Here is a 26,113-nt window from a genome sequence, read left to right on the forward strand (position 1 = left end):
AGCCATCCAAACGGAGGGCAACAAGATGAAAGGTCAACATGAATATCCCGCAGTAGAAAAGCACTCGATCCACCTGGTATCCGATCTGCTGCACAAATTCAGTCGCTGGTACGAACTTCACCGGGAGCGCGAGTTGTTGGCGAGTCTGAGCGATGAAGCACTGAAGGACATCGGCATGAGTCGTGCGGATGTGGAGTTCGAGTCGGTCAAACCGTTTTGGAATGACCCGATGCACAAATGAGTCATACACAACTACACAAACCGTCTTCTGGTGAGGTAGGTTGCGAGCAGACAAGGAGATGCTCATGCGCGCAACACTGTCCTTTTCCATCAAACAGGCTCGGCGTCTGGCGCTGGCCGCCCAAGGGTTCAACGGGCGTCAGCCGCCAGCGGCGATCAAACCGGTTCAGCTCAATCGTCTGATCGAGCGGCTGGGTATTCTGCAGATCGATTCGGTCAATGCATTGGTGCGTTCGCACTACCTTCCCTTGTTTTCCCGCCTCGGCAATTACTCATCCGACTTGCTCGACCAGGCTGCCTGGAGTTCGGGCCGGCGGCGCACGCTCTTCGAATATTGGGGGCATGAAGCCTCGTTGCTGCCCTTGTCGATGTACCCGTTGATGCGCTGGCGCATGCTGCGCGCGACCCGTGGCGAGGATATCTACCAGCAACTGGCACGTTTCGGTCGTGAGCAGCAGGACACGATTCGCCGGGTGCTGGCCTCGGTTCAGGAACTGGGCGCCCTGGGTGCCGGCAGCCTGTCGACCCGTCAGGAACGGGCAGGGCCCTGGTGGGACTGGAGCGCGGAAAAGCATGCGCTGGAATGGTTGTTCGCCGCCGGTGAAGTGACCGTGGCCGGGCGGCGCGGGTTCGAGCGGCTTTATGATCTGCCGGAGCGGGTGATTCCTTCGGCGATTCTTGCGCAGCCGCTGCTGAGTGAGGCCGAGGCCCAGCGCGGCCTGTTGCTGCATGCCGCGACAGCGTTGGGCGTCGGAACAGAAAAAGACCTGCGCGATTACTTTCGCCTGAGTCCCGGTGATGCCCGCCCGCGTTTGACGGAACTGGTGGAGGCGGGTGAATTGCTGGCGTGTGAAGTCCAGGGCTGGCGGCAACCGGCCTATTGTCTGCCTGAGCCGAAAGTGCCGCGCAAGGTCGAGGCCAGCGCCTTGCTTTCACCCTTCGACTCACTGATCTGGGAGCGCAGTCGCACCGAGCGTCTGTTCGATTTTCGCTATCGGTTGGAGATCTATACGCCGCAGGACAAGCGGGTCTACGGCTATTACGTATTGCCGTTTTTGCACAATGAACGGATTGCCGCGCGGGTGGATCTGCGCGCCGAGCGGGCGCAGGGCAGGCTGGCGGTGCACGCTGTGCATGAGGAAGAGCCGGGGCTGGATGACGAGGGGATGCTGGCGTTGGCGGTCAATCTGCGGCGAATGGCGGATTGGCTGGGGCTTGAGCGGGTTCAGTTGAATTGCCCGCGGGCGAGTGCGGCGCGGTTGCGGGTGGCATTGACACAGTTCAGTGGTGATTGAGCTGACACCATCGCGAGCAAGCTTTGCTCCTACAGGTTCTATGAGCGACAAAGATCCTGTAGGAGCAAGGCTTGCCCGCGATGGGCTTAACGCGATTTAGCGGCGGACTTGTTTCAGGGTTTCAGCAATCAAAAATGCCAATTCCAGCGACTGATCGGCATTCATCCGCGGGTCGCAATGGGTGTGATACCGATCCGACAACCCGTCTTCGGTAATCGGCCGCGCGCCACCAATGCACTCAGTGACATTCTGCCCGGTCATCTCAATGTGGATGCCGCCGGCATACGTGCCTTCCGCTTCGTGAACCTGGAAGAACTGCTTCACCTCACCAAGAATCTGCGCAAAGTCGCGGGTCTTGTAGCCACTGCTGGCCTTGATGGTGTTGCCGTGCATCGGATCGGAACTCCACAGCACCTGCTTGCCTTCGCGCTGCACGGCACGGATCAGTTGCGGCAGATGGTCGCCGACCTTGTTCGCACCCATCCGCGCAATCAGGTTCAGACGGCCCGGATCGTTGTCCGGGTTGAGCACATCGATCAGGCGAATCAGGTCTTCGGGGTTCATGCTCGGGCCGACTTTGACCCCGATTGGATTGTTCACGCCCCGCAGGAACTCGACGTGAGCGCCGTCGAGCTGACGGGTGCGGTCGCCGATCCACAGCATGTGCGCCGAGCAATCGTAGTAATCGTTGGTCAGGCTGTCGCGACGCACGAAGGCTTCTTCGTAGTTCAGCAACAGCGCTTCATGGGCGGTGAAAAAACTGGTTTCGCGCAGTTGCGGCGAGCTGTCCATGCCGCAGGCGCGCATGAACGCCAGGGTTTCATCGATGCGATCGGCCAGATGGCTGTACTTCTCGGCCAGTGCCGAGTTGGCGATGAAGTCCAGGTTCCACTTGTGCACCTGATGCAGGTCGGCAAAACCGCCCTGGGCGAAGGCGCGCAACAGGTTCAGGGTCGCGGTGGACTGGTGGTAGGACTGGAGCAAGCGCTCCGGGTCCGGCACGCGGCTTTTTTCGTCGAAGCCGATGCCGTTGACGATGTCGCCACGGTAGGCCGGCAAGGTGACGCCGTCGATGGTTTCATCGTTGGCCGAACGCGGCTTGGCGAACTGCCCGGCCATGCGTCCGACCTTGACCACCGGGCAACCGGCGGCGAAGGTCATGACGATCGCCATTTGCAGCAGGACTTTAAAGGTGTCGCGGATTTTCGCGGCGGAGAACTCGGCGAAGCTTTCGGCACAATCGCCGCCCTGCAGCAGAAACGCGCGGCCCTGGGTCACTTCGGCAAACTGACGGCGCAACTCCCGGGCTTCACCGGCAAACACCAGCGGCGGATAACTGGCCAGCGTTTGCTCGACGTGCAGCAAATGCGCCGCGTCGGGGTATTGGGGTTGTTGCTGGATCGGCAGGGCGCGCCAGCTGTCAGGGCTCCAGGGTTGGCTCATCACGGTCTCTAGTGTTTTACGCTCGGACGGTCATGTTATCAGCAATTAGTGCGTGACCTGTTCCCGTCGCTTCGCGGACAATCGCGCTTTTGCCGCGCCACTCCGCGGTTTTAGTACGTTGCCGGGCACGGCGACGATCAGGATACGAAATGACTGAGGAGCGCGTCGAGCATCTGCTCGCCGAGGTACAGGATGAGTTCGGCGTGATTCGCGTGCTGGAAGTGGCCGATTACCGTTTTCTCGAGTTCGGTGATGCCATCGAACAGAGCTGCGTGTTCACGGCTGACCCGAGCTGGCTCGAATACGATTACACCCGGGCGATGCTGATTGGCGCGTTGTGCCACGAGCAGCCGGAAACCGCGCTGTTCCTCGGCCTCGGTGCCGGCACACTGACCCAGGCCTGCCTCAAGTTCTTGCCGCTGGAAGACGTCGAAGCCATCGAGCTGCGCCCTGACGTGCCGCGCCTGGCCATTGAATACCTTGGGCTGGATGACGATCCGCGGCTGTATATCCGGGTGGGCGATGCGCTGGAGCTGCTCGATACCGCTGAGCCGGCGGATCTGATTTTTGTCGACCTCTATACCGATGTCGGGCCGGGTGTCGGGCATCTGGCGTGGAATTTCCTGGAAAACTGTCAGAAACGCCTGAACCCGGGTGGTTGGCTGGTGATCAATCAGTGGGCCACCGATGATGGCAAACCGTTGGGCGCCGCATTATTTCGCGGGCTCTATCACCGGCATTACTGGGAACTGCCGGTGAAGGAGGGCAATGTGATTCTGCTCGTGCCTTCGGAGCTGGATCAGGAACTGGACATGGACGGCTTGATCGCCCGCGCCGAAGGGCTGGCGCCGCGGTTGGGGTATTCGTTGCAGTCGTTGATCAAGGCAATCCGCCCGGCGACGTGAAGGCTCGCGAGGTACTGTGGTGAGGGGATAAATCCCCTCACCACAGGTGGGCAGTCAGCAGCCTTTGAAAACGGCGGGTCGCTTCTCGATCATCGACCGCACGCCTTCCTTGGCATCCTCGCTGGTCAGCAACCTCTTCACCATCGGTGGCAATGCCTGAGCCGCCGCTGTTTCCCCTTCATAACGCGCCTGCCTTGCTGACATCAACGTCGCCTGAACCCCAAGCGGCGCCTGCCGGGCAATCCGCTCAGCCAACGCCATCGCCCGTGGCAGCAGGTCCTCGCTGGCCATGACTTCCTGCACCAACCCCAGGTGCAACGCCTCATGGGCATCGAACTCATCGCCGGTCAGCAGCCAGCGCATGGCATTGCCCCAGCCAGCGACCTGATGCAGGCGCAACGTGGCACCGCCGAACGGGAAGAGCCCGCGTTGCACTTCTTTCTGGGCGAAGCGGGTGTTGCTGGCGCACAGGTTGATATCGGCGGCCAGCATCAATTCGATACCAATGGTCAGGCAGTAGCCTTGCGCGGCGACAATCACCGGTTTGCTCACTCTGGGGCCGGCGAACACCCCCCACGGATCGCAGCCGCCGGGCGGTGCCTGCCAGCCGTCAGCCAGGGCCGCGCTGGCGCTGACCAGGTCGAGCCCTGCGGTGAAATGCTCACCATGGCCGAACACCACCGCCACCCGCGCTTCACTGTCGGCCTCGAACTCGCCATAGGCCAGGCTCAGTTCGTTGAGCAGGTCGAGATCGAAGGCGTTGCGTTTGGCCACTCGATCCAGGCCGATCATCAGGACATGACCGTGCCGTTCACGGCTCACACGACTGGAGCAGGGCTGATTCATGGTGCATTTCCTCGGGCGGGAAGGAGGTGTCAGACGGCAGGTCTGCGTCACAAGGGTGAACCGTTTTAGCGTGATCGTCAGCAGGGCTGGGCCTTTGAAAAATAGACTGTTGCCCGATTGTCTGCAAAGCGTGTGACAGAACGCTGTAAACGGCAGTTTTCCGACAAATAAAGCTCCCTTTTTGAGCGAATTCCGGTATAGTGCGCGCCGGCCTTTAACCGGGCCGCGTTTAGGTAGCGCAATTCCCCGAAGTCAGCTTCGGCTGCACGTCCGCACAGCGGACTCTCCCTTGACGAATCTTTTTCATTCATTCGTTTTCGCAAATCCCCGCCGACAAAGCAGCCAGGGCGACTCTTGAGTCTTACACGGCATGCGCAGCTTTGGAGCATGGGTCTTTGCGGATGCACTTAGAGGCAGACCCATGACCCAGGAAACCGGCGGCTTCGCCGCTTTTAATCTTAATCCGAATATTCTTGCAGCCGTCATTGCGACTGGCTACGAAGAGCCTTCGGCTATTCAGCAGCAATCGATCCCGATCATCATGGCCGGTCACGACATGATTGGTCAGGCGCAAACCGGTACGGGTAAAACCGCCGCGTTCGCCCTGCCGATCCTGCATCGCATCGATCCTGCTAAGCGCGAGCCGCAAGCCCTGATCCTGGCGCCAACCCGTGAGTTGGCGCTGCAAGTAGCAACCGCTTTCGAAACCTACGCCAAGCAAATGCCGGGCGTTACCGTTGTGGCCGTTTACGGCGGCGCCCCTATGGGTCCACAACTGAAAGCAATCCGTAATGGCGCACAGATCGTTGTCGCCACTCCGGGCCGTCTGTGCGACCACCTGCGTCGCGACGAAAAAGTTCTGTCGACCGTGAACCACCTGGTTCTCGACGAAGCGGACGAAATGCTCAAACTGGGTTTCATGGACGACCTCGAAGTTATCTTCAAGGCCTTGCCTCCAACCCGTCAGACCGTATTGTTCTCGGCTACCTTGCCGCAGTCGATCCGTGCCATTGCCGAGCGCCATCTGCGCGATCCGCAACACGTGAAGATCCAGACCAAGACTCAGACCGTTACCGCGATCGAACAGGCTCACCTGTTGGTTCACGCTGACCAGAAGACCTCGGCTGTATTGAGCCTGCTGGAAGTTGAAGACTTCGATGCCCTGATCATGTTCGTGCGCACCAAGCAAGCGACCCTGGACCTGGCCAGTGCCCTGGAAGCCAAAGGCTACAAAGCCGCTGCGCTGAACGGTGACATTGCTCAGAACCAACGTGAGCGCGTGATCGAATCCCTCAAGGATGGCCGTCTGGACATCGTTGTGGCGACCGACGTTGCTGCTCGTGGTCTGGACGTTCCGCGCATCACTCACGTGTTCAACGTTGACATGCCGTACGATCCAGAGTCCTACGTTCACCGTATCGGCCGTACCGGCCGTGCCGGTCGCGAAGGTCGTGCACTGCTGCTGGTGACTCCGCGTGAGCGCCGCATGCTGCAAGTGATCGAGCGTGTAACCGGTCAGAAAGTTGCCGAAGTTCGCCTGCCGGACGCTCAGGCTGTTCTCGATGCCCGCATCAAGAAACTGACCAACAGCCTGTCGCCGCTGGTCGCTGATGCCGAATCGACTCACGGTGATCTGCTGGATCGCCTGACTGCCGACATCGGTTGCACCCCGCGTGCACTGGCCGCTGCTCTGCTGCGCAAGGCAACCAACGCTCAGGCGTTGACCCTGGCAGCCATCGAGAAAGAACGTCCACTGGTGCCGAACAACGCACCGCGTGGCGATCGTCCAGAGCGTACCGGTGATCGTCCGGACCGTGGTGATCGTGAGCGTCGTGCTCCGGTTCCATTGGCCGAAGGTCGTGCTCGTTGCCGTACCGCGCTGGGTGCGCGTGATGGTATCGCTGCCAAGAACCTGCTGGGCGCTATCCTCAATGAGGGTGGTCTGGCTCGCGAAGCAATCGGTCGCATCCAGGTGCGTGACAGCTTCAGCCTCGTTGAGCTGCCGGAAGATGGTCTGGAGCGTCTGCTGACCAAGCTGAAGGACACTCGCGTTGCTGGTAAGCAATTGAAGCTGCGTCGCTATCGCGAAGATTGATCCGCTCTCGGGCTGATTGATCGAACATAAAAAATCCCCGACTGGTTCGGGGATTTTTTTTGCCTGCCGTTTGTAGTTGTGGCGAGCCACAACGCTATAGGGTTATTCCGTCACTTGGCCGCCGCCTGCGGTGATCACCTGCACGCTCATGCGTGGCGTCGCCAGGTCGAGTCCGGCTTCGTCCAGGTGTCGCTTGAGTGACAGGTTGAACGCTCGGGACACTTCCCATTGCTTGATCGGCGCGGTCTTGAACCGGGCGCGGAGTATCGCGTTGCCTGACTCGAAACTCTCGACACCCTGAATCTCCAGTGGCGACCAGATGTTGCGCCGTTGCAGTGGGTCGGTGCGCATCTTCTGGCCGACGTCGCGCATCAGTTTGATCGCGTTATCGATGTCCATGTTGGAAGGTATCGCCACCCGGAAAATCGCGTAGCCGAATTCCCGGGAGTAGTTCTTGATGCTTTTGATTTCGCTGAATGGAATGGTGTGGACGATGCCGTCAATGTCCCGCAGGCGCACGGTACGAATGGTCAGCCCTTCGACGGTGCCCAGGTGGCCGCCGACGTCCACGTAGTCGTCGATGGCCAGCGAGTCTTCGATGATGATGAACAACCCGGTGATCAGGTCCGCCACCAGCGACTGTGCACCGAAACCGATGGCCAGACCGATCACGCCGGCACCGGCCAGCAATGGCGTGACGTTCATGCCCATGTTTGCCAGGGCGACGATCAGCGCAATGATGAAAATCGCCACGAACAAGACGTTGCGAATCAACGGCATCATCGTCTGCGCGCGAGCATTCGCCAGACCTTTGCGCGAACGGGTGAGGGCGTGGTGCACGGCGGTGTCGCTGAGAATCCAGATCAGCCAGGCAAAAATCAGCGTGCCGCCGAGGCTGAACAGTTTGACGCTGACTTCGTGGCCTTCGCCTTCAGTGAAGCGGATCAGCGACATGCCCCAGACCCGCAGGCCGAGTTCGATGAATGCCAGCCACACCACCAGGTGGGCGAGTGTGTAGAAGAAGCTTTTAAGACGATCCGAATACAGTGCATGACGCTTCACGCTGCGCTGTGGTTTGAGTGAATGGCGGCGCACCAAGCCGTTGATGACCATGCACAACACCAGCAGCACGGTGCAGATCAGCGACTGACGCAGCGCGGTGCTGGTATCGCCGGCCGAGACGAACGTGGCGAACAGCGAAATCCCCACCAGCACCAGCGCCGGCATGTACCAAAAGGTCCCGAGAATTTCGATCGTGTCGCTGAGGGCGCGGCGGGTCAGGCGTCGGGACAGCGGTTGGTTGCGGATCAAGTGGGCGATGGGACGACGGAACCGCAGGATGAACAGCCCCGTGAACAATGCCGCCAGTACGTTGGCGACCGTCGCGGCGGTGTGCGCCAGATGACTGCCAAGGCTTTCGACCAGTCGCGGATCGCTCAGGGCTTCACCGAAGGCGGCGAAACTGCCGATCAGCCACAGCGGCCGAAAGGCTTGATGCCGCAGGATGTATAGGGCGCGGTGGCGGTGTGGGCCGTCGAGCACCGAAAAGGCGATCACGCAGATTGCCGAAAAACAGGTGCCAACCACCAGCGCATAAGCCAGCACCATGGCCAGACTTTTGCCCAATGATGAAGGCAGGGCGTAGCTCATGTAGACCGTCATGACCAAAGCAATCAGCCACGGCCCGAGTTTGCGCAGGGCGAAGCGCAACATGTCCAGGGCCTTGGGGTGCTGCGGCAGTTCTTCGGTCAGGCCAAAGCGCATGCGTACTCGGTGGCTGACCCAGATCAGCGCCGCGGCCAGCAAGCTCCAGACCATCAGGATCATGGCAAAGGCAAAGATGATCGGCAGCCATTCATTGGCCGGCAGCGCCAGTGCTGTCAGTTCATCCTGAGCCAGTTTGAGCTCTTCGGACCAGCGAGTGAGAGGGCTGTCTGCGCCTGAAAACTGTTTTTCGAAACTGGCCAGGGTGCCGCCGATCAGTCCCAGGACGCCTACTTCGGTGACTGGCTGGGCCTTTTTGGTGGCGTCGCGCAGCTTCTTCAAATCCGCCAGCAGTTTGGTGCGTTGCTGATCGTTCTCCAGTGACTTGATCACTTCGTCCAGGGATTGCCCCAAGGGCTCTTGCGCCTCCGGCTGTTTTGCCGAGCTGTTGAGCAGGCTGGGCAAGCCGACCGCCTGGGCGGGTGCCGTCGGCAGCAGCGTCATGAGGCAGACAAGGAATAAACACGGCAGGGCAAAAAGACGAGCGAACACTAGGCGGTCAACCTCGGGATGAGCGGATCGACCGAGTGTACGAGCCCGTCAAAATCAATGCGAGCCAGGGGCGAGGATTTATTCGTTGAGTTTGGCTAGGATCTTGAAAACCACGGTGGCGAGGATCATCAGCATGCCGATCCACATCGCGAAAACGCCGGCGTTCTTGTCGCGAAAATTGAAACCGATTGCCAGCATGATCATCCCGGCAAGAATCGGAATCAGCATGGCGTGAAACGAAGACAACGAGATCATGAGCGACTGCCTTGTCGAAAGGGGGTAGTTAAAGTCTAGGTGGCTTTTGAGCGATCGGTGGTGAACACCTGTAGGAGCATGGCATGCCAGCGATGGCTTCCTTAAGATCGCCATCGCTGGCAAGCCATGCTCCTGCACGAGCTACGGCAGTTCGCGGCAGGCGTAAAACGCGCTCAGCACTTTGACCAGGTGTGCCAGGTCATGGCTGCCGCACAGTTCACGGATCGAGTGCATGGCGAAGGTTGGCAGGCCGATGTCGACGGTGCGCACGCCCAGGTGGCTGGCGGTGATCGGGCCGATGGTCGAGCCGCAACCCATGTCGCTGCGCACCACGAAGCTCTGTACCGGCACTTCTTCGGCCATGCACAGGTGACGGAAGAACCCGGCGGTTTCGCTGTTGGTGGCGTAGCGCTGGTTGCTGTTGACCTTGATCACCGGGCCGGCGTTGAGTTTCGGACCGTGGTTGGCATCGTGCTTGTCGGCGTAGTTGGGGTGCACGCCGTGGGCATTGTCAGCCGAGACCAACAGGGATTTCTGGATAGTGCGCACGAACTCATCGCCTTCAGGCAGCAGGCGACGCAGCGTCTGCTCCAGCATCGGACCATCGGCGCCGCAGGCCGAGCAGGAACCGACTTCTTCGTGATCGTTGCAGACCAGCACGCAGGTTTCTTCGGTTTCGGTGGTCAGCAAGGCTTGCAGGCCGGCGTAGCACGACAGCAGGTTGTCCAGGCGCGCCCCTGCAATGAAATCGCCATGCAGGCCGATGACCGCAGCGCTTTGGGTGTCGTAGAAGCTCAGCTCATAGTCCAGCACCACGTCGGCGTTCAAGCCATGTTCGCGGGCGAGTTGATCGGTGAGCACGGCGCGGAAGTCCACGCGCTCATCACCGGCAAATTGCGCGAGGATCGGCGGCAGTTCGGTCTGGGCGTTGATCGCCCAGCCCATGTTGGCTTCGCGGTTCAGGTGTATGGCCAGGTTCGGGATGATGGCGATCGGCGCCTTGAAGTCGACCAACTGGCTCTCGACCTTGCCGTCACGGCGGAAGGTCACGCGGCCGGCCAGGGACAGGTCGCGGTCGAACCATGGCGCCAGCAGTGCGCCGCCATAGACTTCGACGCCCAGTTGCCAGAAACCCTGACGTTGCAGTTCCGGCTGGGGTTTGACCCGCAGGCACGGGCTGTCGGTGTGTGCGCCAACCAGGCGAATGCCGCCGTGAAGGGGCGAATGACGGCCCATCTTGAACGCGACGATCGACGAGTCGTTACGGGTGACGTAGTAACGACCGTTGGCTTCGGTGGCCCATGGCTCGCGCTCGTCAAGGCGTTGATAGCCCGCCGCTTCCAGGCGCTGAACAAGGCTGGCGGTGGCATGGAATGGGGTAGGGGAGGCCTTGAGGAAATCAATCAGGCCTTGGTTCAACTCTTCGCGCATAAGTAGCTCCAGACAGCAATGGCGCGAGTTTAACGTATTGGCTCACGGCATTGCAGCGACAATGCCGTTCAACGTGCGCCAGCTGCCGATTGGCGAAGAGGGCGAGTCAACCGGTGATCAGGTTGCCATTGAGGAACACTTCGCGGCGTTGCTTGCGGCCCACATATTCATGTTTGCTCGCGAGGTATACCTCGTTGAATTTTTCCTTCGATATCCCCGGGATCTGTCGAATGTACTCGTCCACCAGTCGGTCATAGGCGGCTTCGGTGATGAGCTTGTAGATATCCCGGTGATAGAAGAAGCCCAGTTGAAAACCCAGGGTTTCGCTTTGATGGTTTGTCTGGCCGGCAAAGCAGTTTTCAAAGTCGATGGCTTTGAGCGGAGTCTGTGGTGTTTGCGGGATCATGATGTTGCCAGCCCAGAAATCCATGTGCGTGATGTTTTTGCGCGACAAGGAACTCAGCAATTCGAAGGCGTCGAGAACGAATGTTTCGACGCTGTCCGGGTTGCGTTTAAGCCATTGCACGCCGTCGATATGATCGTCGAGCAGGCGCGTGATAATGAAGTATTCCTGGGTCAGCCCCAGTCGGTCCTTGGTGTAACCGAACCCTTGCAGAGGCGGCATTTGTACGCCACGGCGCTGCGCTTCGAGCGTATTGATCAATTCTTCCAGCGGCCAGTCGAATCGACCATTGCGCTGTGGTTTGCCAAAGGTCACGCGCACTTTTGCCTTCAGGGTATCCAGCGGCTGGACCTTGGCAAACAGTGGCGTATCGCCGGAGGCAAGCGGCGCACTTGCACGGGTGAGTTTGTGGGCGCGTCGTTTGTGTATGAGCTGTTCAAGCGCCTGTTGTGCTTCGGCTGAAGGTTGCTCGCTAAGGTGTAGCGTGGTGTTGAACAGGCAGAAGGTGAACGGGTAGTCGTCTTGGAATGTCTTGTTGCTGAGCACGAGGGCTTCCTGCCTGATATCAAAGTGCTGGCATTTTACGTTTCATTACAAATTCATGACAATAATTTCACGTCATTTTCACGGCGATTTGTAACAAGAAATAAAAAACGCCCTTCAATGGAAGGGCGGTTTTTGGTTCGGCGGTTGCTTAAAAAGGAGCAGGGCACTCGAAGCGCAAGCGTTCGCCGCTTTGCGGGTGAGTGAAGCTCAGCATGCTCGCGTGCAAACAGAGTCGTGGCCAGGCCGCCAGCGCTTGCTCGTGGGCATACAGTCCGTCACCCAGCAGTGGGTGGCCGATGGAAAGCATGTGCACGCGCAACTGATGGGAGCGGCCGGTGATTGGCGTCAATTCGACACGACACCAGTCGCCGCAACGCTCCAATACCCGCCAGAAGGTCAGGGCATGTTTGCCGAATTCATGGTCCACCACATGGCGTGGCTTGGTCGGCGGATCGTAGCGTAAGGGCAGATCGATGCTGCCACTGTCCAGTTCCGGTTGTCCCCAGCACAGGGCGGTGTAGGCCTTTTCGGTTTCGCGGTCGTGAAATTGCCGAGACAGCTCGCGATGGGTGTCCGGATCACGGGCCAACAGAATAATGCCCGAGGTTTCCCAGTCCAGACGATGGACGATTCGTGCTTCCGGGTAACCGTTTTCTTGCAGGCGGGTAATCAGGCAATCCTTGTTGTCATCAGCCCGGCCAGGGACGGAGAGCAGCAGGGTCGGTTTGTTCACCACCAGTACGGCGGCGTCCTGATGGATGATGCGGATGTTGGACAGCGGCATTAAAACAGCCTCGTAACAAACGCCAACGGCGGCTCAGGCCTCCACACTCTGTAGGAGCCGAGCTTGCTCGCGATGCAGGCAACTCGGTCTATCTGATAAACCGAGGTGATGCTATCGCGAGCAAGCTCGGCTCCCACAGGAGCGCAAGCCTGAACCGCCGTGGCTCCTGTCTGATCGACTAGCGATCTGGCAGGGTGATATTGAGTTCCAGAATCGAGCAGCTGCCCTGGTTTTCCAGAGCGACGTGCACGTCATCGGACCCGATATTGACGTACTTGCGGATGACCTCGACCAATTCCTTCTGCAAGGCTGGCAGGTAGTCCGGTGTACTGCGCTGGCCGCGTTCGTGCGCCACGATGATCTGCAGACGCTCTTTCGCTACCGACGCGGTGTTGACCTTTTTGCTGGCACGAAAGAAGTCAAAAAGATTCATTATCTACCTCCAAACAGGCGCTCGAAGAATCCCTTCTTCGTTACATCGAGAAAACGATGCTCCACGGCTTTGCCCAGCAGACGATCGACCGCATCGCTGTATGCCTGACCGGCATCGCTCTGGTCGTCGAGAATGACTGGCACGCCCGAGTTGGAAGCTTTGAGTACCGCTTGGGATTCCGGAATGACACCCAGCAGGGCGACCGCCAGAATCTCTTTGACGTCTTCGACACCGAGCATCTCGCCGTCACTGACCCGTTGCGGGTTGTAGCGGGTCAGCAGCAGGTGTTCCTTGATCGCCTCTTCGCCCTTTTCAGCGCGGCGCGATTTGCTGGCCAGCAGGCCGAGCATGCGGTCTGAGTCACGAACCGAGGACACTTCCGGGTTGGTCACGATAATCGCTTCGTCTGCGAAGTACATGGCCAGGTGGGCGCCTTTTTCGATGCCGGCCGGAGAGTCGCAGACCACGTATTCGAAGTCTTCTTTCAGCGCCATCAACACTTTTTCCACGCCTTCGACGGTCAGCGCGTCTTTGTCGCGGGTCTGACTGGCGGCCAGTACGTAGAGGTTTTCCAGGCGTTTGTCTTTGATCAGGGCTTGTTGCAGGTTGGCTTCGCCGTTTACCACGTTGACGAAGTCGTACACCACGCGGCGCTCGCAACCCATGATCAGGTCGAGATTACGCAAACCGACGTCGAAGTCGACGATAACTGTTTTGTGGCCGCGCAGTGCGAGGCCGGTACCGATAGCAGCACTGGTGGTGGTCTTACCCACACCACCCTTGCCGGATGTAACCACGAGAATCTTGGCCAAGGTGTTTCACCCCTAAGGAAAAAGGACATTTAGCCCCTGAAAAACATCTCTAGAAAAACTACTGCAGTCGGACAGCCTTGGCTGGAATTCGGTCCAGAACGGCGCTTACCTCGGGTAAACACTGCTTATGGCCTTTTTCCTACTTCGTTTGAGCCGTTTTCGCTACGTTTTAGAGATGTTTGGAAAATGCGGCAGTATCCGTTAAAGCCGAATGATGTTCAACACATCGCCCGACAGGCTGACCTGTACGCCCGCGCCCCACAAAGGGTCGCGACGCAGATCCTCCGAAACCTTGTAGTGGCCTGCGATGGAGACCAGTTCAGCGCTCATTTGCTGACAGAAAATCCTGGCTTTCGTGTCGCCTTTGACGCCGGCCAACACTCGACCACGCATCGGGCCGTATACATGGATGTTGCCATCGGCGAGAAGTTCCGCCCCCGGACTGACCGAGGAGATCACCACCAGATCGCAGCCCTGGGCATAAATCTGCTGCCCACCGCGTACGGGCGAGGTGATGATTTTCGTTGGCTTGATCGTCGGCTCCGGCGGTTTTTCCGGTTTTTTCTGGACTTGGCCTTCGAGCGGGTCCAGCGGACGCTCACGGGCGCCGGACGGTGGCAGCACCGGCAGGTCGACCGCGATGGCCGCGGCAATGTCTTCGATGCGGCTGGCACGGATCGCCAGGGTGCGCAGGCCATGCTGGCGGCAGACGCGCATCAGGCCCGGCAGATCGACTGCGCCTTCGCCGGCCGGGAGTTTGTCCAGGGCCAGCACCAGTGGCGCGTTACTGAAGAAGTTAGGCGCCTGGGCGACCTTGGCGGCCAGTTGACGATCGAGGTTCTCGAGGTCGTTACGAGCCAGTTCCAGCACCGTAATGGCGAGCATGCTGCCCTTCAGCTGGAACACGGGATCTTGGTCTAGCGGTTCGGTTTGGCTCATGGTCGGCATACAACGACTTGTCACTAAAAGTGCCGAGACTTATAACGAGAACGCCCGCGAGCCGCAAGCCGGGTCGAACGATGTAGAATGCGCGGCCATTGTCTTTCCGGAACCTTTAATGGAACGCCCGCGTTTTCGAACAGCATTTCTATCTCCACGTTTCTGGCCGCTGTGGTGTGGCTTGGGGCTGTTGTGGCTGATTGTCCAGCTGCCGTATCCGGCGTTGCTGTCGATCGGTCGCGCCCTGGGTGCATTGATGTATCGAGTAGCGGGCGACAGACGGCGCATTGCCAAGCGCAATCTGGAACTGTGTTTCCCTGAAAAAACCGCTGCCGAGCGCAAGCGCCTGCTCAAGGAAAACTTCGGCTCAACGGGCATCGCGTTTTTCGAAATGGCCATGAGCTGGTGGTGGTCGCGCGAGCGTCTGGCGAAGCTGGCCCATGTCGAAGGGTTGGAGCATCTGAAAAAAGCCCAGCGCGACGGCAAAGGCGTGATCCTGATGGCCGTTCATTTCACCACGCTGGAAATCGGCGCGGCGTTGCTCGGCCAGCAGCACACCATCGATGGCATGTACCGCGAACACAAAAATCCACTGTTCGACTACGTCCAGCGCATGGGGCGCGAGCGGCACAACGTCGATTCGCTGGCGGTGGAGCGTGACGACGTGCGCGGCATGCTCAAATTGCTGCGCGCAGGCCGGGCAATCTGGTACGCACCGGATCAGGACTATGGCGCCAAGCAAAGTATCTTCGTGCCGCTGTTCGGGATTCAGGCTGCTACCGTCACCGCCACCAGCAAGTTTGCACGGTTGGGCAAGGCGCTGGTGGTGCCGTTCACTCAGGAGCGTCTGGCGGACGGCAGCGGTTATCGACTGGTGATTCATGCACCGCTCGAGGGTTTCCCCGGCGAAACCGAAGAGGCCGATTGCCTGCGGATCAACCAATGGGTCGAAGGCGTCTTGCGCGAATGTCCAGAGCAATACCTTTGGGCTCATCGCCGTTTCAAGAGTCGCCCACCGGGCGAGCCGAAGCTGTACGCAAAACGCGGTTGAACCACCGTCCTTATGAGCACCATGGAGTGTTGCGATGAGTCCTGCTGAACCGGTTACAGGGTTGATTCTTTCCGGCGGCGGGGCTCGGGCGGCCTATCAGGTGGGTGTGCTGGCGGCGATTGCCGAGCTGTTACCGGTCGGCGCGAGCAATCCGTTTCCGGTGATCGTCGGCACCTCGGCCGGCGCAATCAACGCGGTCAGCCTCGCCAGTGGGGCGATGGATTTCCGTGGTGCAATTCAACGTCTGACAGCCTTCTGGCAGGGCTTTCGCAGTCATTTGGTGCTGCGCAGCGACTGGCCGGGTGTGATCCATCAGGCCAGCCGTTTTGTCACCCACAGTTTGCTCGGGATTGGCGCTCAGGTGCCGGTGGCCTTGCTCAACAGTTCGCCGCTGCGCAGATTGCTCGACGACAAACTGCAGATGAGCGGGATTGCCGAGGCTATTGCACAGAAACAGTTGCAGGCGGTTGCGGTGACCGCGTTCGGCTACGAGTCCGGTCAGGCGGTGACCTTTTATCAGGGCGGCGGCACCATCAATGCCTGGTTGCGCCATCGGCGAATCGGCGTCCCCACTCAATTGACCGTCGATCACTTGCTGGCCAGTTCGGCCATTCCGCTGTTATTTGCGCCAGTGAAAATCGGTGAAGAGTATTTCGGCGACGGCGCGGTACGTCAGTCGGCACCGATCAGCCCGGCGCTGCACCTGGGCGCCAGCCGAGTGCTGGTAGTGGGCGTCAGCGGCAACCCCCGCGGTGTCGACCCGGAACAACCGCTGCAACGCGCTTACACCGGCCAGCAGCCGAGCCTGGCGCAGATCGGTGGGCACATGCTCAACAGCACGTTCATTGACAGCCTGGAAAGTGACATCGAGTTGCTGCAGCGGCTCAATCAGTTCAGTCATCTGCTGCCCGATGGCACGCCGACGCGCGCGTTGGGTGTGGCGCCGGTAGAGGTGCTGGTGATTTCGCCGAGTCAGCCGATCGATGAGATTGCGGCGCGGCATCGACAGGAGTTGCCGGCGGCGCTGCGTCTGTTTCTGCGCGGGCCGGGGGCGACCAAGACGAGCGGGGCGGGGGTGCTGAGTTATCTGCTGTTCGAGTCGGGGTATTGCAGCGAATTGATTGATTTGGGGCGCAGGGATGCGTTGGCCAAACGCGAGGAGTTGTGCCGGTTTCTCGGGATAGCCGAGGCAGCGGTCACTGCTTGAGATTTGCGGTGCGGCCATCGCGGGCAAGCCCGGCTCCCACAGGTTTTGTGTCGTTCGCCGATGATGTGAACTAAACAGAATCTGTGGGAGCCGGGCTTGCCCGCGATGGCGTCCTTACAGACGCCGCCGGATCAGAAGTGCACCTTGACCAGGAAGCTGGTCACGCTCTGATCAGTTTTGAAACCCTGGCTGTCTTCGATGCCGTACTTGTTTTTCCAGTAGTCATACTCGACACCCACGTACAACTGCTTCTCGCCCAGGTTCAGCGCCTTGCCCAAGTCGTATTTGACCTGTGGATTGAAGTGCAGGTTGGCGTGGTATTCGCCTTTTTTGTTGACGTCGTTATCGACCACCCAGTCCATGAAACCATCGACCAGGATGTTCGAATCGCCCACCGGGATGGTGTAGGACCAGACCGGTGTGACCTGCCAGATATTGTCCCCCGGGCGGTCGCCTTCGGTATGACGGTTGTAGAAGTTCAGCTGGAAGTAGTCGAAGCCGGGGATGGCCAGGTCGAAACCAGGGCCGATCAGGTACGACTCGGTGTCGTCTTCACCGAACTCGTACGTCATGGCCAGCAACACGTCTTTGATCGGGCCGAACTCGAGTTTCTGATCGAAGATCTTGCCGAACGACAGGCGCGGGCTGATTTCACCGTAGTAGGTGTTCTCACCGGCGAAGGAATCTTCCTTGCCGTTGTAGAAGATCTTGTCGACGAACATGAAGTTGTCGCCGTATTTCCAGCCATCGGCGTGTTCGAAGGTCACCGTCTGCTGAATGCGCGGGTTGACCTGGAAGTCCTTGCCATACAGGTAGGTCAGGCTGTTGTTCTGCCATTGCAGCAAGTCGCCGGCCATGGCCTGGCCCCCGGCCAGCAATGATCCCGCCAGCATCAGGCTAGTGCACGTACGTTTCATTCGGTTGCTCCCAAAAAGTAGGTGTTCCACGTTATTTTTTTAAGGTCGGCGCTCTGGTGTGGCGCCTTTTTCTGTAGCTGTAAAAAATCATCCAATCGGTCAGCTTCAGTGCTGTTAGCAAGAGCTGAGCCAAGGCTTTTGAAAAGCCAAAAATCTCCCGCTCGGCGGCTCAAGAGCAGTCGATTGAGAGTGGTTTTGGAGTGCCTTGGTACCGTCCAGTGCCGGGATAAGTTGGCTTTCTGGTCAGGAATTAAATCCGGGCTTTTTTTTAGACCAGATTCGGGCGGCCGCGGAGAATACTGACTCCTTGGCCAGGTCTCAAGTGCCCCGCAACAGCGCACCGACGACAGGTTTGGAGCACGGTTGCGGATCATCTAGAAATGCACCTTCACCAGCAGGCTGGTGGTGTTTTCATTGGTGTCGAAGTTGGCGCTGTTTTCGATGCCGTATTTGTCTTTCCAGTAGCTGTATTCGACGCCGACGTACACCTGTTTCTCCCGCCAGCCCATGGTCTTGCCCAGGTCGTACTTGATCTGCGGGTTGAAGTGCAGGTTGGCGTGATAAGTGCCCTGTGAGTTCTGGTCGTTATCCACGACCCAGTCGATGTAGCCGTCGATCAACAGGTTCGAGTTGCCCAATGGCAGGGTGTAGGACCAGGCCGGCGTGATCTGCCAGACATCGTCGCCGGGACGCGAGCCTTCGGTCTGGCGATAGTAGAAGTTCAAGGTGAAAAAGTTGAAGCCCGGTACTGCGAGGTCGAAACCGGGACCGATCAGATAGGCCTCGGTGTCGTCTTCGCCATTCTCGTAGGTCATGGCCAGCAACACATCCTTGATCGGGCCGAATTCGAAACGACGATCGAGGATTTTGCCGAAAGACAAGCGCGGACTGAACTCGCCGTAATAGGCGTGAACGCCTTTGTTCCGGTCTTTCTCGCCGTTGTAGTAAGTGCTGTCGACGAACAGGAAGTTGTCGCCGTACTTCCAGCGGTCGGCGTGTTCAAAGGTTATTGTCTGCTGGATCGACGGGTTGACCGCGAAATCCTTGCCATACAGATAGCTCAGGCTGTTGGTCTGCCACAGCAGCAGATCACCGGCCATGGCCTGACTGGCGGCCAATAGACCACCGCCTAACAGCATGTTTGTCTGTGTCCGAATCATCTGTTGCTCCCTCTTGTTCTTATTTTTCAAGGCGCAGGAGTTTCCTCTGTGGGAGCGAGCCTGCTCGCGATGGCGTCGGTTCAGTCAACATTGATGTTGAATGTGATATCGCTATCGCGAGCAGGCTCACTCCCACAGGGGGCTTGTGGCGTTGGTGGATCAGTGCGGGTGCGCGTGGCAGTCGTTGATGGCCGCGCGTTCGGCGCCGCCGAGGATGTTGAACAGCAGGTTCAGCGACAGCGCACTCAGCGTGGCCATGGCGATTCCACTGTGGGTAATCGGGCTCATCCACAGCGGAAGGTGGGCGAAGAATTCCGGACGGACCACCGGGATCAGCCCCATGCCGATGCTCACCGCCACCAGCAACTGGTTGCGACGGTCACCGATGTCGGCTTCCTGAAGAATCTTGATGCCGGTGGCGGCGACCATGCCGAACATCGCAATCGCCGCGCCGCCCAGTACGGCGGGTGGAATCGAGGCCACCAGAAACGCCGCTTTCGGCAACAAACTCAACACCACCAGCAAACCGCCGGCGACGATGGTCACCGAGCGGCAACGCACGCCGGTCATCTGCACCAGGCCGATGTTCTGCGCGAAAGAGGAGTGGGTGAACGTGTTGAAGAAACCGGCGAAGAACGAGGCGCCGGCATCACACAACAAACCGCGACGCAGCATCCGTGGGCAGACGTCCTGACCGGTGATTTTGCCCAGTGCCAGGAACATCCCGGTGGACTCGACGAAGATGATCACCACCACCAGGCACATGGACAGGATCGGTGCGAGTTCGAACTTCGGCATGCCGAAATGCAGCGGGGTCACGAATTGCAGCCACGGTGCCTGGGCCATGCCGCTCAGGTCGACCATGCCGATCAGGCCGCAGAGCACGTAACCCAGGCACATGCCGATCAGCACGGAAATGTTGACCCAGAAACCGCGCATGAAGCGGTGGACCAGCAGAATGGTGGCCAGCACCAGCGCGGCGATGGCCAGGTAAATCGGCGAGCCGAATTGAGCGGCGCCCGCACCACCGCCGGCCCAGTTCACGGCCACGGGGAACAGCGACAGACCGATCGAGGTGATGACCGTGCCGGTCACCAGAGGCGGGAAGAAGCGTACGACTTTGGACATGAATGGCGCGATGATCATGCCGAAGAATCCGGCGGCAATGGTCGCGCCGAAGATCCCTTGCAGGCCGATGCCCGGCATGCCGGCCATGGCGACCATGCTGCCGACCGCGGCGAAACTGGCGCCCATCATCACTGGCATACGGATGCCCATGGGACCGATGCCCAGCGACTGCACGATGGTAGCGATCCCGGCTACCAGCAGGTCGGCATTGATCAGGAAGGCGATTTCTTCACGACTCAGGCCCGCGGCCTGTCCGATGATCAACGGCACCGCGATGGCTCCGCCATACATCAGCAGAACGTGTTGCAAGCCGACCAGGATCAGTTGCAAAAGGGGCAAGCGCTGAATGGCGGGTGCGTCGGGGATGCGGGCTTTGGATAGCTCGGACATGCAACACCTCGGATCTTTTTTATTCTTGTGATTTTGCGCATCAGGTTGACCGCAGTGCGGCCAATCGCGAGCAGGCTCGCTCCCACATAGGCAACGCGAATCCTGTGGGAGCGAGCCTGCTCGCGATGCTTTTCAACGATTAGTTGGTGGGAGCTCCCTGAACAATCCACGCGCCGATCAGGTCCCGCTCCTGCTGGGTCATCTGGGTGATGTTGCCCAGTGGCATGATCTGGCTGGTGACGGCTTGTGCCTGGATGCGTGCCGCGTTCTGGCGGATCTGCTCGGGGGTATCGAACATCACGCCGGCCGGTGCCGCACTGAACAGCGGGCTGGTCGGTTTGGCCGAATGGCAAACCGCGCAACGCTCCTGGATCACACTGTGTACCTTATCGAAACCGGGGCCGGCGTTGGACGCCTGAGCCGGTGCTGCGGCAGGTGCAGCAGGTTTCGCCGCTTCAGGTTTGGCACCACCACCGAGGGCAGTTTCCGGCAGCGGCTGGTACTCGATGGTGCCAGGCGCCTTGGCCACTTCAGGGGCGCTAGGCATTTGCGCCGGGCCAGTCACGTAAGCCAGGCAGATCATGCCCACTGCTGCGACGGGCAGGGTCCAGGCAAATTTGTGGCTGTCATGACGGGTGTTGAAGTAGTGACGCACCAACACCGCCAACACCGCGATCCCGGCCAGGATCAGCCAGTTGTATTGGCTGCCGTAGGTGCTCGGGAAGTGGTTGCTGATCATGATGAACAGCACCGGCAAGGTGAAGTAGTTGTTGTGACGCGAACGCAGCAAGCCTTTGGCCGGCAGCGCCGGATCCGGTGTGCGGTTTTCGGCAATCGCGGCAACCAGTGCGCGCTGCGCCGGCATGATGATGCGGAACACGTTGCCGACCATGATGGTGCCGATGATCGCGCCGACGTGCAGGTACGCACCACGACCGCTGAACACTTTGCTGAAGCCGTAAGCGGCGCCAATGATCAGCACGAACAGGATGACGCCGAGCAGGGCAGGGCGTTTGCCCAGGGCCGAGTCGCAGAGGAAGGAGTAGACGAACCAGCCGACGAGCAACGAGGCAATGCCCAGTGCGACCCCTTCAGGGCCGGTCAGGCTGCTGCCCGGTGCCAACAGGTACAGCGTCGGGTTGGAGTAGAACACCACGCACAGCAGCGCGATCCCCGACAGCCAGGTGAAATAGGCTTCCCATTTGAACCAGTGCAGGTTGTCCGGCATGGTCGGTGGGGCCAGTTTGTATTTTTCCAGGTGGTAGATACCGCCGCCGTGGATCGCCCACAAATCGCCCGCCAGACCACTTTTCGGGTTGACCCGATTGAGGTTGTTTTCCAGCCAGACGAAATAGAACGACGCACCGATCCAGGCCACGCCAGTAATCATGTGAACCCAGCGCACGCTCAGGTTCAGCCATTCCAACAGATGTGCTTCCACAGTCTTTACCTCTCGCCTGTCACTCTGTTGTCGAGTGATCAGACCTTCTCTTATTGGTGGGGGGCAAGGATCAAACGCTCATCCTCTTTGAAAAAATGCTCATCGCAGTTATTGCCTGTGCCACTGCGATCAACCACCAGGAAGTCATCCCGCTTTTCGATCGTCAGCACCGGATGGTGCCAAACGCCGCGATGGTAATTAATGCCCTGCCTGCCGTTGGTGACGAAGGCGCGGACCAAGCCTGATACAGGTTCATCGCCAAGTGGCGCGACCACGATCAGAAAAGGGTTGCCGAGCAGCGGAATGAAAGCCTGGCTGCCCAGCGGGTGACGCTCCAGCATGCTGACGGTCAGCGGCATATCCTGCGCGTCGGCGCGGAAGATGCTGATGATCGCCTTGTCCTCTGGCGTGGCGGTTTCCACCGTCGCCAGTTTGTGAAAGCGCATGGTCGAACCGTTGTTGATCATGAAGTGATCGCTGCCGTCGGTTTCGATCACGTCACCGAAAGGGGCGAAGGCTTCTTTGGTCAGCGGTTCAATCGTCAATGTGCGCATGCTGGTCTTCTTATCCGAATTCTGTGTTGTTGGTTCTGTTGCTATCGCTAGCAGGCTAGCTCCCACATTTGGAATGCATTTCCCTGTGGGAGCCAGCCTGCTGGCGATTGGGTTCAGCGCTTATTTAGCGACCTTGCCCAATACGCGCAGGCGGCTCACACCACCATCCGGGAACACGTTCAGGCGGATGTGGGTGATCGGGCCCAGCGCCTTGATCTGCTCGGCGAAGGTGTGTTCGGCGTGCATTTCCAGTTTCTGCGCCGGCAGCAATTCGCGCCAGAACAGCGATTGAGTTTCGATCTGGCTGTCGGTGCCGCCCTTCACGAAGGCGCCCTGGATCGAGCACGTGTCCGGGTAGTTGCCCTTGAAGTGCAGGGTGTCGACGATGACTTTCTCGATCTCGCCGGCATGACCCAGCGCGACGATGACCCAGTCATTGCCTGGCGTACGACGACGTGCGGTTTCCCAGCCATCGCCCATGTTGATGCCACGGCCCGGGTTGAGGATGTTGCTCATGCGGCCGAAGTGTTCGTCGGAGCAGGCGAGGGCGCGGCCACCGTTCAGGGCTGCGGCCAGGTCAACTTGCTCGTTGTCGCCCACAGCGGACCAGTCGCGGAACGGAATACCGTAAACACGCAGACGGGCCACGCCACCATCCGGGTAGATGTTGAAACGCAGGTGGCTGAACGCCTTGTCATTGCTGATTTCGTGGTAGTGGTGGCTGTTGCCTTGCAGCTCGACGGCGGACAGCACTTCAGTCCACTGGGTGTTGTCGTCCGGCTCGCCCGAGGCCAGGAAGCATGCTTCCAGTGAGGCCGACGGCGGGAAGTTGCCGGTGAAGAATGAAGTGTCGATGTCCACGCCCTTGATCGAACCCGGAACGCCCAGGCGGATCACGGCGCTGTCGTAGCCTTCGAAGCGCTTGCGGCGCGACTCCCAGCCGTCCATCCACTTGCCGTTATCATCGAACACGCCCTCCTTCCACACAGCCGGGGTTGGTTGGAACAGGCGGTTGGCATCAGCGAACCAGTCATCGGTGACCGAGATGATTTTGGTGCCCAGGCGGGCGTCGGCCAGGTTGACGAACTTCTCGAAAGGTACGGCGTAAGCTTTCATTCTTCTTGTCTGCCTTTAATTAGTTGGCTTGGGATGCTCGCTGCCCTGGGTGTCTTCGCGTTTTTAACACCCGGGTACTTTTTACAAGGGCAGCTCGCTATAGGGTCAGTAATCGGAACAGGGCGATCTTGTTAATCTCCGCCAGCGCGCATTTGAATTCGGTGTCGGCCGAGTTGTGAATGCGCGTTTCGAACGCCGCGAGGATCTGATGCCGGTTGCTGCCTTTTACCGCCATGATGAAGGGAAACTTGAACTTGGCCTTGTAGGCGTCGTTCAGCTCGGTGAAGCGTTGAAACTCTTCGGCCGTGCATTGGTGAATACCGGCGCCAGCCTGTTCATTCGTGCTGGCTTCGGTCAACTGGCCCTGGACGGCGGCTTTGCCGGCCAGGTCCGGGTGAGCGACGACCAGCTCAAGCTGACTGGCGTGATCGGCGCTCAACAGGATGTCGCTCATGCGCTGGTGCAGGGTTTCGATCTGGTCGATCGAAGCGTCCTGGCCCAGGTCAAAGGCCTTTTCGGCCACCCATGGCGAATGTTCGTAGATGTCGGCGAAAGCGGCGACAAACGCATCGCGGCTCAGGGTCGACGGCTTCAGGGTTTGGAAGTGGCTCATTTCGTGGCCCCTTGATACGGGTGGGTTTCGTGCCAGTGGCGAGCGATGTCGACGCGACGGCTGAACCACACCTGTTCATGACTTTTAGCGTATTCGATAAAGCGTTTGAGCGAGGCCAGACGCGCTGGACGACCAATCAGGCGGCAGTGCAAACCGATCGACAGCATCTTCGGCGCTTCGGCACCTTCGGCGTACAGCACATCGAATGCGTCTTTGAGGTATTCAAAGAAGTCGTCGCCCTTGTTGAAACCCTGGACCTGGGTGAAGCGCATGTCGTTGGTGTCCAGCGTGTACGGGATCACCAGGTGCGGCTTGCCGGTCGGGTTGTTCGGTTCCCAGTAGGGCAGGTCGTCGTCGTAGGTGTCGCAGTCGTAGAGGAAACCGCCTTCTTCCATCACCAGTCGACGGGTGTTCGGACCGGTGCGGCCGGTGTACCAGCCCAGTGGGCGCTCGCCGGTGATTTCGGTGAGGACGCGGATCGCTTCGAGCATGTGCTCGCGTTCTTGCGCTTCGTCCATGTACTGGTAGTCGATCCAGCGATAGCCGTGGCTGCAGATCTCGTGGCCGGCATCGACCATTGCGCGGATCACATCCGGGTGACGCTGGGCGGCCATGGCCACGGCGAAGATGGTCAGCGGAATGTCGAATTCCTTGAACAGTTTCAGAACCCGCCAGACGCCGGCACGGCTGCCATACTCGTAAAGGGATTCCATGCTCATGTTGCGCGCGCCTTGCAGCGGCTGCGCCGAGACCATTTCCGAAAGGAAGGCTTCGGATTCTTTATCGCCGTGCAGGATATTGCGCTCGCCGCCTTCTTCGTAATTGAGCACGAAGGACAAGGCGATGCGGGCATTGCCCGGCCAGTGTGGGTGAGGAGGGTTACTGCCGTAACCGATCAGGTCGCGTGGGTAGTCAGCGCTCACTGCAGTCTTCCTTCTTGTTCGTGGTAACAGGTTGTGTGAGGCGGCCTGCAGTGTGATGACAGGCTGGCGTCACAGCGATGGGCTGATTGTATACAACTTTATATCAACTTTGTAAGCCTGTTTTTTTGCATTTTTCACTGACTGTCATCTTCACATGTTATTGCAAGAAACCTGCCTGATTGGTCAGCTAATGGATAGAAGGTCCTTTGGCCCTATGGCTCGGCGGCAGATTCGGCGGGAATCCCGGAATGACGGGTATAGCGGTAAATATGTTGTTTTTATTGTGTACAATTTTTTTGAAAAGTGTCTTAATCAGTCGCTCGCCGCAGCGTTTCGTGCTCCGAATCGGTGCGGTCTCCTTTTCAACTGACTTCGGGAGGCGCGAGGTCTGACTGCTCCGCGCAGGCAGGCGCGCAGAATCAATGGGACGTTTGACTACTCACGTTTTAGACGCTGCACATGGTTGCCCGGGCAGCTCGATCAAGGTCGAGTTGTATCGCGTAGAAGGTTCGCAGCTGGAACTGGTGGCTACAGCCGTCACTAACAGCGACGGCCGGGTCGATGCACCGCTGCTGCAAGGCGATGACTACCGTTCCGGGGTCTATCAGGTTCAGTTTCATGCGGGCGATTACTACCGCACCCGTGGCGTTCAGCTGCCAGAACCGGCGTTCCTGGATGTGGTGGTGCTGCGTTTTGGCATCTCTGCGGAACAGGATCACTATCACGTGCCATTGCTGATTTCGCCGTACAGCTATTCGACGTATCGAGGCAGTTGATCCCCCAAGCAGCTGCCTCCTCCGAGAAGCGACTGCGCATATAGCTTCTTTGGTCTTTCGCCCGCTCACACTGCGGGCTTTTTTTTGCCTGTTGGAAAGGTGTCGCTTGTGCTGACGCCATCGCGAGCAAGCTTTGCTCCTACAGGTTTTGTGT

At 59.3% G+C, this 26,113-nt stretch carries 26 protein-coding genes; 7 read left to right on the top strand and 19 right to left on the bottom strand.

Features of this window, described 5'->3' with window-relative positions; genetic code table 11:
• The first annotated feature begins 25 nt into the window (after positions 1 to 25).
• Together IB252_RS24185 and IB252_RS24190 are read left to right on the top strand one after the other, a co-directional pair.
• Positions 26 to 241 (top strand): DUF1127 domain-containing protein, encoded by a 216-nt coding sequence (locus tag IB252_RS24185; RefSeq protein WP_033057173.1) that lies wholly within the window; start codon positions 26 to 28, stop codon positions 239 to 241.
• A gap of 64 nt (positions 242 to 305) precedes the next feature.
• Positions 306 to 1,535, top strand: coding sequence for a winged helix-turn-helix domain-containing protein (locus IB252_RS24190; protein ID WP_192410502.1), 1,230 nt, complete (start codon positions 306 to 308; stop codon positions 1,533 to 1,535).
• A 96-nt stretch (positions 1,536 to 1,631) separates the two neighbouring features.
• On the opposite strand, the gene IB252_RS24195 is transcribed toward IB252_RS24190, so the two are convergent.
• Positions 1,632 to 2,978, bottom strand: a complete 1,347-nt coding sequence (locus IB252_RS24195) for a class II 3-deoxy-7-phosphoheptulonate synthase (RefSeq protein WP_056740344.1) — start codon at positions 2,976 to 2,978, stop codon at positions 1,632 to 1,634.
• 149 nt (positions 2,979 to 3,127) lie between these two features.
• Here IB252_RS24195 and IB252_RS24200 point away from each other — a divergent pair, with 149 nt between their 5' ends.
• A complete protein-coding gene (locus tag IB252_RS24200; protein ID WP_076027973.1) occupies positions 3,128 to 3,883 on the top strand; it encodes a spermidine synthase in 756 nt (251 codons plus the stop codon).
• A gap of 54 nt (positions 3,884 to 3,937) precedes the next feature.
• Here IB252_RS24200 and IB252_RS24205 read toward each other — a convergent pair whose 3' ends face one another.
• On the bottom strand, positions 3,938 to 4,729 hold the full coding sequence (locus IB252_RS24205) for a crotonase/enoyl-CoA hydratase family protein (RefSeq protein ID WP_192410503.1): 792 nt from the start codon (positions 4,727 to 4,729) through the stop codon (positions 3,938 to 3,940).
• Between the two features lie 421 nt (positions 4,730 to 5,150).
• Between IB252_RS24205 and IB252_RS24210 the strand changes: the two genes are divergently transcribed.
• Positions 5,151 to 6,824, top strand: coding sequence for a DEAD/DEAH box helicase (locus IB252_RS24210; protein WP_008146183.1), 1,674 nt, complete (start codon positions 5,151 to 5,153; stop codon positions 6,822 to 6,824).
• 102 nt (positions 6,825 to 6,926) lie between these two features.
• On the opposite strand, the gene IB252_RS24215 is transcribed toward IB252_RS24210, so the two are convergent.
• The 8 genes from IB252_RS24215 to minC all read right to left on the bottom strand — a co-directional run bounded on the left by IB252_RS24215 (position 6,927) and on the right by minC (position 14,683).
• Positions 6,927 to 9,080: a mechanosensitive ion channel family protein gene (locus tag IB252_RS24215; RefSeq protein WP_192410504.1), complete on the bottom strand. Its 2,154-nt coding sequence runs from the start codon at positions 9,078 to 9,080 to the stop codon at positions 6,927 to 6,929.
• 78 nt (positions 9,081 to 9,158) lie between these two features.
• Positions 9,159 to 9,335 carry a hypothetical protein gene (locus IB252_RS24220; RefSeq protein WP_170206229.1) on the bottom strand — a complete coding sequence of 59 codons (177 nt, stop codon included), beginning with the start codon at positions 9,333 to 9,335 and terminating at the stop codon, positions 9,159 to 9,161.
• Between the two features lie 141 nt (positions 9,336 to 9,476).
• Positions 9,477 to 10,766, bottom strand: coding sequence for a M18 family aminopeptidase (locus tag IB252_RS24225; RefSeq protein WP_111449016.1), 1,290 nt, complete (start codon positions 10,764 to 10,766; stop codon positions 9,477 to 9,479).
• A gap of 106 nt (positions 10,767 to 10,872) precedes the next feature.
• Positions 10,873 to 11,715, bottom strand: a complete 843-nt coding sequence (locus tag IB252_RS24230) for a hypothetical protein (RefSeq protein WP_192410505.1) — start codon at positions 11,713 to 11,715, stop codon at positions 10,873 to 10,875.
• A gap of 148 nt (positions 11,716 to 11,863) precedes the next feature.
• Positions 11,864 to 12,499, bottom strand: coding sequence for an RluA family pseudouridine synthase (locus IB252_RS24235; RefSeq protein ID WP_008146175.1), 636 nt, complete (start codon positions 12,497 to 12,499; stop codon positions 11,864 to 11,866).
• Between the two features lie 178 nt (positions 12,500 to 12,677).
• Entirely contained in the window at positions 12,678 to 12,932 is a 255-nt protein-coding gene (gene minE / locus IB252_RS24240; RefSeq protein ID WP_095143988.1) for a cell division topological specificity factor MinE, read from the bottom strand.
• On the bottom strand, positions 12,932 to 13,744 hold the full coding sequence (gene minD, locus IB252_RS24245) for a septum site-determining protein MinD (RefSeq protein WP_111449014.1): 813 nt from the start codon (positions 13,742 to 13,744) through the stop codon (positions 12,932 to 12,934). The genes minE and minD overlap by 1 nt, the downstream gene beginning before the upstream one ends.
• 201 nt (positions 13,745 to 13,945) lie before the next feature.
• A complete protein-coding gene (minC, locus tag IB252_RS24250) occupies positions 13,946 to 14,683 on the bottom strand; it encodes a septum site-determining protein MinC (protein WP_033053358.1) in 738 nt (245 codons plus the stop codon).
• 118 nt (positions 14,684 to 14,801) lie between these two features.
• On the opposite strand from minC, the gene IB252_RS24255 reads away from it, so the two are divergent.
• Both IB252_RS24255 and IB252_RS24260 read left to right on the top strand, forming a co-directional pair.
• The gene (locus IB252_RS24255; protein WP_192410506.1) at positions 14,802 to 15,734 is read left to right on the top strand and encodes a lipid A biosynthesis lauroyl acyltransferase; all 933 of its coding nucleotides are present in this window, start codon (positions 14,802 to 14,804) and stop codon (positions 15,732 to 15,734) included.
• 34 nt (positions 15,735 to 15,768) lie between these two features.
• On the top strand, positions 15,769 to 16,941 hold the full coding sequence (locus tag IB252_RS24260; RefSeq protein ID WP_192410507.1) for a patatin-like phospholipase family protein: 1,173 nt from the start codon (positions 15,769 to 15,771) through the stop codon (positions 16,939 to 16,941).
• A gap of 131 nt (positions 16,942 to 17,072) precedes the next feature.
• On the opposite strand, the gene IB252_RS24265 is transcribed toward IB252_RS24260, so the two are convergent.
• The 9 genes from IB252_RS24265 to puuE all read right to left on the bottom strand — a co-directional run bounded on the left by IB252_RS24265 (position 17,073) and on the right by puuE (position 25,183).
• Positions 17,073 to 17,858: an outer membrane protein OmpK gene (locus tag IB252_RS24265; protein ID WP_111449011.1), complete on the bottom strand. Its 786-nt coding sequence runs from the start codon at positions 17,856 to 17,858 to the stop codon at positions 17,073 to 17,075.
• The gene (locus tag IB252_RS24270) at positions 17,855 to 18,232 is read right to left on the bottom strand and encodes a hypothetical protein (RefSeq protein WP_192410508.1); all 378 of its coding nucleotides are present in this window, start codon (positions 18,230 to 18,232) and stop codon (positions 17,855 to 17,857) included. Before IB252_RS24270 ends, IB252_RS24265 begins: the two co-directional genes overlap by 4 nt.
• Positions 18,233 to 19,018, bottom strand: a complete 786-nt coding sequence (locus IB252_RS24275) for an outer membrane protein OmpK (protein WP_192410509.1) — start codon at positions 19,016 to 19,018, stop codon at positions 18,233 to 18,235.
• A gap of 159 nt (positions 19,019 to 19,177) precedes the next feature.
• Positions 19,178 to 20,536, bottom strand: coding sequence for a nucleobase:cation symporter-2 family protein (locus tag IB252_RS24280; protein WP_076027965.1), 1,359 nt, complete (start codon positions 20,534 to 20,536; stop codon positions 19,178 to 19,180).
• 139 nt (positions 20,537 to 20,675) lie between these two features.
• Positions 20,676 to 21,977 carry a urate hydroxylase PuuD gene (locus tag IB252_RS24285; RefSeq protein WP_192410510.1) on the bottom strand — a complete coding sequence of 434 codons (1,302 nt, stop codon included), beginning with the start codon at positions 21,975 to 21,977 and terminating at the stop codon, positions 20,676 to 20,678.
• A gap of 50 nt (positions 21,978 to 22,027) precedes the next feature.
• Positions 22,028 to 22,531 carry an ureidoglycolate lyase gene (locus IB252_RS24290; RefSeq protein ID WP_007988150.1) on the bottom strand — a complete coding sequence of 168 codons (504 nt, stop codon included), beginning with the start codon at positions 22,529 to 22,531 and terminating at the stop codon, positions 22,028 to 22,030.
• Between the two features lie 120 nt (positions 22,532 to 22,651).
• Complete coding sequence (gene alc / locus IB252_RS24295; protein ID WP_076027963.1) at positions 22,652 to 23,647, bottom strand: allantoicase; 996 nt, start codon at positions 23,645 to 23,647, stop codon at positions 22,652 to 22,654.
• Between the two features lie 97 nt (positions 23,648 to 23,744).
• Positions 23,745 to 24,260 carry a 2-oxo-4-hydroxy-4-carboxy-5-ureidoimidazoline decarboxylase gene (gene uraD, locus IB252_RS24300; protein ID WP_111449006.1) on the bottom strand — a complete coding sequence of 172 codons (516 nt, stop codon included), beginning with the start codon at positions 24,258 to 24,260 and terminating at the stop codon, positions 23,745 to 23,747.
• Complete coding sequence (gene puuE, locus IB252_RS24305; protein ID WP_111449005.1) at positions 24,257 to 25,183, bottom strand: allantoinase PuuE; 927 nt, start codon at positions 25,181 to 25,183, stop codon at positions 24,257 to 24,259. The genes uraD and puuE overlap by 4 nt, the downstream gene beginning before the upstream one ends.
• A gap of 422 nt (positions 25,184 to 25,605) precedes the next feature.
• Here puuE and uraH point away from each other — a divergent pair, with 422 nt between their 5' ends.
• Positions 25,606 to 25,959: a hydroxyisourate hydrolase gene (gene uraH / locus IB252_RS24310; RefSeq protein ID WP_192410511.1), complete on the top strand. Its 354-nt coding sequence runs from the start codon at positions 25,606 to 25,608 to the stop codon at positions 25,957 to 25,959.
• The last annotated feature ends 154 nt before the right edge of the window (positions 25,960 to 26,113 follow it).

The sequence above is a fragment of the Pseudomonas sp. PDM10 genome (genome assembly GCF_014852295.1).
In the GTDB taxonomy this organism is placed as follows: domain Bacteria; phylum Pseudomonadota; class Gammaproteobacteria; order Pseudomonadales; family Pseudomonadaceae; genus Aquipseudomonas.